This is a genomic window from Roseateles sp. (assembly GCF_036404855.1).
GTDB lineage: Bacteria > Pseudomonadota > Gammaproteobacteria > Burkholderiales > Burkholderiaceae_C > Pelomonas.
This window is the reverse complement of the sequence record NZ_DASWYS010000203.1, coordinates 1-7321: the sequence shown is the minus strand read 5'-3', so window position 1 is coordinate 7321 and position 7321 is coordinate 1. Positions and strand designations below refer to the sequence as shown.

Sequence of the window (7321 nt, the reverse complement as noted above, 5' to 3'; positions counted from 1 at the left end):
GCCGAGCTGAGCCACACCACGCTGCTGGGCATCGACTTCGTGCACCACGAGCAACAGGCCTGGTCGTTTGCCGGCGCCAGCCCTACGCCCGACCTGCGCATCGGCGGCACGCCGTTGATCACCGCCTTGCTTGACGCGCTGACCCGCCACCGGGAGGCTGCATGATCCTTCTGTGCGGCATTCCTTCCGAGTCGCCCCTGGCGCTTGTCGGCGACGCGCTGGAGCGGATCGGCGCGCCCTACCGCTGGTTCAACCAGCGCCATTTCGAGCAGACCGAGATGGCCTTCGAGCTTGGCGACATGGGCCTGAGCGGTTGGCTGGAAATCAACGGCGAAGGGGTCGCCCTCGATTCGGTGCGCGGCATCTATTCCCGGTTGATGGACCACAGCCGCCTGCCTGAACTGAAGGACGAGGCGCACGACTCGCCGCTGACCCAGCATTGCAACGCACTGCACGACACGCTGATCCGCTGGACCGAGATCAGCCCGGCCCGGGTGGTGAACCGCATCGCGGCCATGGGGTCGAATTCCTCCAAGCCCTACCAGGCGCAGCTGATCCGCGAACACGGCTTCGAGATCCCGGCCTCGCTGATCACCACCGACCCCCACGCGGTGCTGACGTTTCGCGAGCAGCACGGCCGCATCATCTACAAGTCGATCAGCGGCGTGCGCTCCATCGTACAGACCTTCGACGAGAAGGACCTGGCCCGCCTGGCCTCGGTGCGTTGGTGTCCCACGCAGTTCCAGGCCTATGTGCCGGGTACCGACGTGCGCGTCCACGTGGTGGGCCAGCGGGTGTTCGCAACCCGCATTGAATCGGAGGCGGTGGACTACCGGTATGCCAAGAGCCAGGTCGGCGAAGCGGCCCGCCTGACGGCGACGGAGCTCGGCGACGAGTTGTCGCAGCGGTGCGTCGACCTCACCCGTGCGCTGGGCCTGGACTTCTCCGGCATCGACCTGCGCCTGACGCCCGACGAACGGGTGTTCTGTTTCGAGGTGAATCCCTGCCCCGGCTACAGCTATTTCGAGGCCAACAGCGGGCAGCCGATCTCCATGGCGGTGGCCAACCACCTGGCCTGGAACGACTGAGCGCAGCGCCCGCTACTGCAGGCCGAAGCGCCGCTCGATCACCTCGACCGGCACGCCTTCAACGCTGGCCGGTAGTGCCGGCGCGGCAGTTTTCGAAGCGACGTAGACGCGGATCACGAACTCCTCGGCCCGCTGGCCGAGATCCACACCCGTGACGCCCGGAAGCGCCAGCACCCCGGTCTCGAACCGGGATTTGATTTGCAAGGCTTGCTCTTCGGTGACCAAGGCGCCCATGGCAACGCTCCGCAGTGACTGCACGGATCAAATATGTCCCACGGCGGGCCGTTGTCAACTCCTGCCCCGGACACCGGGTCGGCGGACGCGCAACCTCAGTGCGAATGCACCGAGCGCAGGTGCGATCCCGGCGCGGGCGGCGTGCCTTCCTGCGCGGCGGCCGCCAGGCCGCTGAGGATGCCGCACTGGTCGACGCTCTGCGCAGCAGCACAGCGCTGGCGCAGATCCTTGAGCTGCTTCTCCAGCGCCCTCAATTCCCGGATGCGCCGCGACACATGGCCGATGTGGGCGTCCAGCAACGCGTTCACGTCGCCGCAATCACCGCCGGGCGCGTCCTTCACCCGGAGCAGCACGCGCACCTCGTCCAGCGACATGTCCAGGCCCCGGCAGTAGCGGATGAACTGCAGCCGCTCCAGATGCGCCGGCTCGTAGACCCGGAAGCCGCCCTGTGTGCGACCCGGCGCGGGCAGCAGGCCCTCTCGCTCGTAGTAGCGGATGGTGTCGACGGCGGTCGACGAAGCGGTGGCGAGGTCTCCGATTTTCATGGCAGGCTTTCAGCGGAAATCGATTTCAGTTTAGGCCCTTGACTCTGGAGTTGCTCCAGGGATTCCAATAGCCTCATGAGTTCTCACGACCATTCCCATGCCGGGCATTCGCATGCCGGCCACGACCATCACGACCACGCTCATGCCCCGGCCCCCGCACCCAGTTGCTGCCACGGCGGCGGCTGCGCCTCCGCTGCGGCTCCGCTGCCCATGCCGACGTCGGACGGCGGGCTGCTGCTGCGCATTCCGGCCATGGACTGTCCCACCGAGGAAGGCCTGATCCGCCGCGCGCTGGAGGGCTTCGCCGATGTGCGCCGCCTGCACTTCGACCTGCCGGCCCGTGCGCTGACGGTGGACGCGCCGCCGGCCTCGTGGGCGGCCGTGACGGCCGCCATCGCCAAGGCCGGCTTCAAGGCTGAAACCTTGTCCGCGCCGCCCGCCGTCGAGGACACGGCCCAGGCCCGGCGCAGGGAACTTGTCCGTCTGGTGGCGGCCCTGGTCATTGCCACGGGCGCCGAGCTGCTGCATTTCTTCGCCCCCGACGACACGCTCTGGCACGTCGCCGGCATGGCGGTCGCCGCGATCGCCATCGCGCTGTCGGGCCTGGCGGTGTTCGGCAAGGGGCTGTCGTCACTGGCACGCGGCCAGCTGAACATCAATGCGCTGATGTCGGTCGCCGTCATCGGCGCCTTCGTCATCGGCCAATGGCCCGAGGCTGCCATGGTGATGGCGCTGTACTCGCTGGCGGAGCTGATCGAGGCTCGCTCGGTGGAGCGCGCGCGCAACGCCATCACCGGGCTGCTGGCGCTGTCGCCCGAACAAGCCGAGGTGCGTCAGCCCGACGGCCGCTGGGCCCGGGTGGAAGCCAGGGCCGTGGCCGTGGGAGCCACCGTGCGCGTGAAGCCGGGCGAACGCTTCGCGCTCGATGGCCGTGTGACGGCCGGCCAGGGCGCCGTGGACCAGTCGCCCGTTACCGGCGAGAGCATTCCTGTCGACAAGGCCCTGGGGGACCCGGTCTTCGCCGGCACCATCAACCAAAGCGGCTCGTTGGAGTTCGAGGTCACCCGGCCGGCGGGCGACACCGTGCTGGCGGGCATCATCCACGCCGTCGAGGCGGCGCAGGGCCAGCGCGCACCCACGCAGCGCTTCGTCGACCGCTTCGCCGCCGTCTACACGCCCGCGGTCTTCGTTCTGGCGCTGGCCGTGGCGATTGGCACGCCGCTGTTGCTGGGCTGGCCCTGGCTCACGGGCATCTACAAGGCACTGGTGCTCTTGGTCATCGCCTGCCCCTGCGCGCTGGTGATCTCCACGCCGGTCACGGTCGTCAGCGGTCTGGCTGCGGCCGCGCGGCAAGGCATCCTCATCAAGGGCGGCGTACACCTGGAAGAGGCGCGCAAGCTCAAGGTGTTGGCGCTGGACAAGACCGGCACGCTGACCGAGGGGCGCCCCCGCCTCGTCGCGCAGCGCGTGCTGGCCGAGGAACGGGAGGAGGCCTGGGTGCTGCAGCTCGCTCGCAGCTTGGCAGCGCGCTCGGACCACCCGGTCTCCCAGGCCATCGCCGCAGGTCTGCCGGCCGACACGCTGTCGGTGCAGGACTTTGGTGCCGAACTCGGCCGCGGCGTGCACGGCCGCATCGGCGATCACCACCTGGTGCTGGGCAACCACCGCTGGATCCACGAGCGCGACCAGTGCTCGCCAGAGCTGGAGGCGCTGATGCAGGCGCACGAGGCGCAGGGCCGCACCGTGTCGTTGCTGGCCGACGCCGACCGCGTGCTGGCCCTCTTCGCCGTGGCCGACAGCCCCCGCGCCACGAGCCGCGACGCCGTCGCCGAACTGCAGGCCCTGGGCGTGCACCCTGTCATGCTGACCGGCGACAACCCCTCTACCGCCCGGGCCATCGCCGCCCTGGTGGGTATCGCCGACGTGCGGGCCGACCTGCTGCCGCAGGACAAACAGCAGGCGGTCGCCGCGTTGGGGGCACAGGGGCCTGTGGGCATGGTGGGCGACGGTGTCAATGACGCGCCCAGCCTGGCCGCGGCAGCCGTGGGCTTCTCCATGGGCGCCGCAGGCACCGACACGGCCAAGGAGGCGGCCGACGTGCTCATCATGAACGACGATCTGCGCAAACTGCCCGAGGTCATCCGCCTGTCTCGGCGCACCTATGCGGTGCTGTGGCAGAACATCGCATTGGCGCTGGGCATCAAGGCCGTGTTCTTCGCACTGGCCGTGTTCGGCAGCGCGACGATGTGGATGGCCGTGTTCGCCGACATGGGCGCCAGCTTGCTGGTGGTTTTCAACGGGCTGCGGCTGCTGCGCGGCGCTGCGCGCTGAACCGCCAATCGGGCGGGCTTGCGCTTCGCGCCCCCGCCTGTCGATTCGTCGCAGGCCGGTCGCTGGGCGGACGCTCGCCCTGCACAGTCCAGGCATCGCAACCCAACGAATGCCTGCCATGAGCACCTCCCTCCCCCTCTGGCCCTTCGCCATCCTCGCCGTCCTGCTGGTCCTGGGCTATCGCCAGTCCCGGGACCGCGTGGTCCAGCCGGGCACGCTCGCCAAGGTGGCGCTGGGCATGCTGGTCCTGTCCCTGTACGGCGTGACCGCCGCCTTCGGCCCCCACCTCGTCCCGGTGCTGGCCTGGGCGACCGGCTTCGCCGCCTCCGTCTTCGTGGCCGGCCCGGTCTTCGCGCCGCGCGGCCTGGCCCGCGAAGGTCGTGCCGTGCGCGTGCCCGGCAGCTGGCTGCCGCTGGGCCTGATGGTGGGCATCTTCGCGGCCAAGTTCGTGCTGGGCTACGCCACCGGCGTCGACGCGCACGTGGTCCACGAGGCCTGGTTCATCGCCGCGGCGAGCGCGCTCTTCGGGCTGCTCAGCGGCGCCTTCGCGGCACGCGCCACGGCCGTGCATCGCTTCGTGCGCACCGCGCCCAGTCTCTGAGACGTGGCGCAGAAATGGCAACGGCCGCCCGAGGCGGCCGTTGTGCATCCCCGCAGGGCTTTCAGCTCACAGGGCCAGGCGCGCCCGCGCCGCCGCGTACTCGCGCTTCAATCGCCCGACCAGCTCGGCCGCCGGCACCACCTGCTTGACGGCGCCGATGCCCTGGCCACTGCCCCAGATGTCCTTCCAGGCCTTGGCCGCGCCGCCGCCGAAATTCATCTTGCTGGGGTCGCTCTCGGGCAGGTTCTCAGGATCCAGGCCCGCCGCCACCACCGAGCCACGCAGATAGTTGCCGTGCACGCCGGTGAAGAGGTTGCTGTAGACGATGTCGTCGCTGTTGCTGGCAACGATCATCTGCTTGTACTCATCGCTGGCCCGGGCCTCCTGCGTCGCGATGAAGGCGGAGCCGATGTAGGCCAGGTCGGCGCCCATGGCTTGCGCCGCCAGGATGGCGTCGCCCGTGCCCATGGCCCCCGACAGGGCCAAGGGACCGTCGAACCACTCGCGGATCTCATGGACCAGCGCGAATGGGCTTTTCACGCCCGCATGCCCGCCCGCGCCCGCCGCCACGGCGATGAGACCATCGGCGCCCTTCTCGATGGCCTTCTTCGCGAACTTGTTGTTGATGACGTCGTGCAGCACGATGCCACCCCAGGCGTGCACGGCCTGGTTCACGTCCTCACGCGCGCCAAGGCTCGTGATGATGATGGGCACCTTGTACTTGGCGCATACCTGCATGTCGTGCTCGAGCCGCTCGTTGCTCTTGTGCACGATCTGATTGATGGCAAAGGGCGCAGCCGGCTTGTCCGGTTTGGCACGGTTGTACGCGGCCAGCGTCTCCGTGATCTCGGCCAGCCATTCATCCAGCAGTTCGGCAGGCCGCGCGTTCAGGGCCGGCATGGCGCCGACGACGCCAGCTTTGCACTGCTCGATGACGAGCTTGGGGTTGCTGATGATGAACAGCGGCGAGCCGATGACCGGCAGAGGCAGGTTCTTCAGGATTGCGGGCAAGGCCAAGACGGACTCCGTGTCAGAAAGCTTCGAGGCTGAGTTCGGTCACGCTGTCGGCGCCATCGACGATGGCCGCACGCAGCGACGCGGTACGCGGCAGGATGTGCTCGGCATAGAAGCGCGCAGTCGTGATCTTGGCGGCCATGAATGCCTTGTCAGTCGCCAAGGCGTCTTCCGCAGCGATCAGCGCGCGAGCCAGCTGCCAGCCGGCGACGAGATTGCCCGCCAGCATCAGGTACGGCACCGAGCCGGCATAGGCCGCGTTCGGGTTGCCCTTGGCCTCAGCCGCGATGAACTCCACCACAGCGAGGAAGTCCTCGCGTGAGGCACGAAGCGCCTTCAGCACCGCCCGGGCGGCCGCGCTGTCGCGCTTGGCGAGATCGCCCTCCGTCACCTCGATCTGGCCGGCGATGCCGCGCGCGAGTTGACCGCCGTCACGCGCCGTCTTGCGACCGACGAGGTCGTTGGCCTGGATGGCCGTCGTGCCTTCGTAGATGGTCAGGATCTTGGCGTCTCGGTAGTACTGGGCCGCGCCGGTTTCCTCGATGAAGCCCATGCCGCCGTGCACCTGCACGCCCAGCGAGGTGACCTCCAAGCTCATCTCGGTGTTGTAGCCCTTCACCAACGGGACCATGAAGTCGTAGAAGGCCTGGTTCTGCTTGCGGGCCTCGGCATCGGGATGGTGGTGCGCCGCATCGAAGGCCGCAGCGGCGGTGCTCGCCATCGCACGGCAGCCCTCGGTCAGCGAGCGCATGGTCATCAGCATGCGGCGCACATCCGGGTGGTGAATGATGCTCGCGCTGCCCACCACCGAACCGTCCACCGGGCGGGACTGCACACGGTCCTTCGCATAGGCCACGGCCTTCTGATAGGCACGGTCAGCGATGGCGATGCCCTGCAGGCCCACGCCGTAGCGGGCCGCGTTCATCATGATGAACATGTACTCCAGGCCTCGGTTCTCCTGGCCGATCAGTTGCCCAACCGCGCCGCCGTGGTCACCGAACTGCAGCACCGCCGTCGGACTGGCCTTGATGCCCATCTTGTGCTCGATGGACACGCAATGGGCGTCGTTGCGCGCGCCCAGGCTGCCATCCGCGTTGACGAGGAACTTGGGCACCAGGAACAGGCTGATGCCCTTCACCCCCTCCGGCGCGCCGGCCACGCGGGCCAGCACGAGATGGACGATGTTCTCGGCCATGTCGTGTTCGCCGTAGGTGATGAAGATCTTGGTGCCGAAGATCTTGTACGTGCCGTCACCCTGGGGCTCGGCGCGTGTGCGCACCAGCGCCAGGTCCGAGCCGGCCTGCGGCTCGGTGAGGTTCATCGTGCCGGTCCACGAGCCGTCCAGCAGCTTGGGGATGTACACGCGGCGCTGCTCCTCGCTGCCTGCGGTCAGCAGGGCCTCGACGGCGCCATCGGTCAGCAGCGGGCACAGCGCAAAGCTCATGTTGGCCGACTGCAGCATCTCGTTGCAGGCCGCAGCGATGGTCTTGGGCGCGCCCTGGCCGCCG

At 68.7% G+C, this 7321-nt stretch carries 7 protein-coding genes; 3 read left to right on the top strand and 4 right to left on the bottom strand.

Features of this window, described 5'->3' with window-relative positions; genetic code table 11:
• Positions 1-161: 161 nt before the first annotated feature.
• Positions 162-1088, top strand: a complete 927-nt coding sequence (locus tag VGF12_RS13590) for a hypothetical protein (protein WP_331176570.1) — start codon at positions 162-164, stop codon at positions 1086-1088.
• A gap of 12 nt (positions 1089-1100) precedes the next feature.
• On the opposite strand, the gene VGF12_RS13585 is transcribed toward VGF12_RS13590, so the two are convergent.
• Positions 1101-1322, bottom strand: a complete 222-nt coding sequence (locus VGF12_RS13585; RefSeq protein WP_331176569.1) for a hypothetical protein — start codon at positions 1320-1322, stop codon at positions 1101-1103.
• Positions 1323-1417: 95 nt separating this feature from the next.
• Positions 1418-1867: a Cd(II)/Pb(II)-responsive transcriptional regulator gene (gene cadR / locus VGF12_RS13580; protein ID WP_331176568.1), complete on the bottom strand. Its 450-nt coding sequence runs from the start codon at positions 1865-1867 to the stop codon at positions 1418-1420.
• Between the two features lie 210 nt (positions 1868-2077).
• Between cadR and VGF12_RS13575 the strand changes: the two genes are divergently transcribed.
• Together VGF12_RS13575 and VGF12_RS13570 are read left to right on the top strand one after the other, a co-directional pair.
• Positions 2078-4198: a heavy metal translocating P-type ATPase gene (locus VGF12_RS13575; protein WP_331176567.1), complete on the top strand. Its 2121-nt coding sequence runs from the start codon at positions 2078-2080 to the stop codon at positions 4196-4198.
• Between the two features lie 118 nt (positions 4199-4316).
• Positions 4317-4799: a DUF6622 family protein gene (locus VGF12_RS13570; RefSeq protein WP_331176566.1), complete on the top strand. Its 483-nt coding sequence runs from the start codon at positions 4317-4319 to the stop codon at positions 4797-4799.
• 66 nt (positions 4800-4865) lie between these two features.
• Here the strand turns inward: VGF12_RS13570 and VGF12_RS13565 are convergent, their stop codons facing one another.
• Both VGF12_RS13565 and VGF12_RS13560 read right to left on the bottom strand, forming a co-directional pair.
• Positions 4866-5816 carry a nitronate monooxygenase family protein gene (locus tag VGF12_RS13565; RefSeq protein ID WP_331176565.1) on the bottom strand — a complete coding sequence of 317 codons (951 nt, stop codon included), beginning with the start codon at positions 5814-5816 and terminating at the stop codon, positions 4866-4868.
• 13 nt (positions 5817-5829) lie between these two features.
• On the bottom strand, positions 5830-7321 hold a 1492-nt coding region (locus VGF12_RS13560; RefSeq protein WP_331176564.1), incomplete at its 5' end, for an acyl-CoA dehydrogenase.

Bases quoted from the DNA above. Each gene is read 5' to 3' on its own strand.
- VGF12_RS13590 (WP_331176570.1), top strand. From the start codon at position 162: ATGATCCTTCTGTGCGGCATTCCTTCCGAGTCGCCCCTGGCGCTTGTC.
- VGF12_RS13585 (WP_331176569.1), bottom strand. From the start codon at position 1,322: ATGGGCGCCTTGGTCACCGAAGAGCAAGCCTTGCAAATCAAATCCCGG.
- cadR (WP_331176568.1), bottom strand. From the start codon at position 1,867: ATGAAAATCGGAGACCTCGCCACCGCTTCGTCGACCGCCGTCGACACC.
- VGF12_RS13575 (WP_331176567.1), top strand. From the start codon at position 2,078: ATGCCGACGTCGGACGGCGGGCTGCTGCTGCGCATTCCGGCCATGGAC.
- VGF12_RS13570 (WP_331176566.1), top strand. From the start codon at position 4,317: ATGAGCACCTCCCTCCCCCTCTGGCCCTTCGCCATCCTCGCCGTCCTG.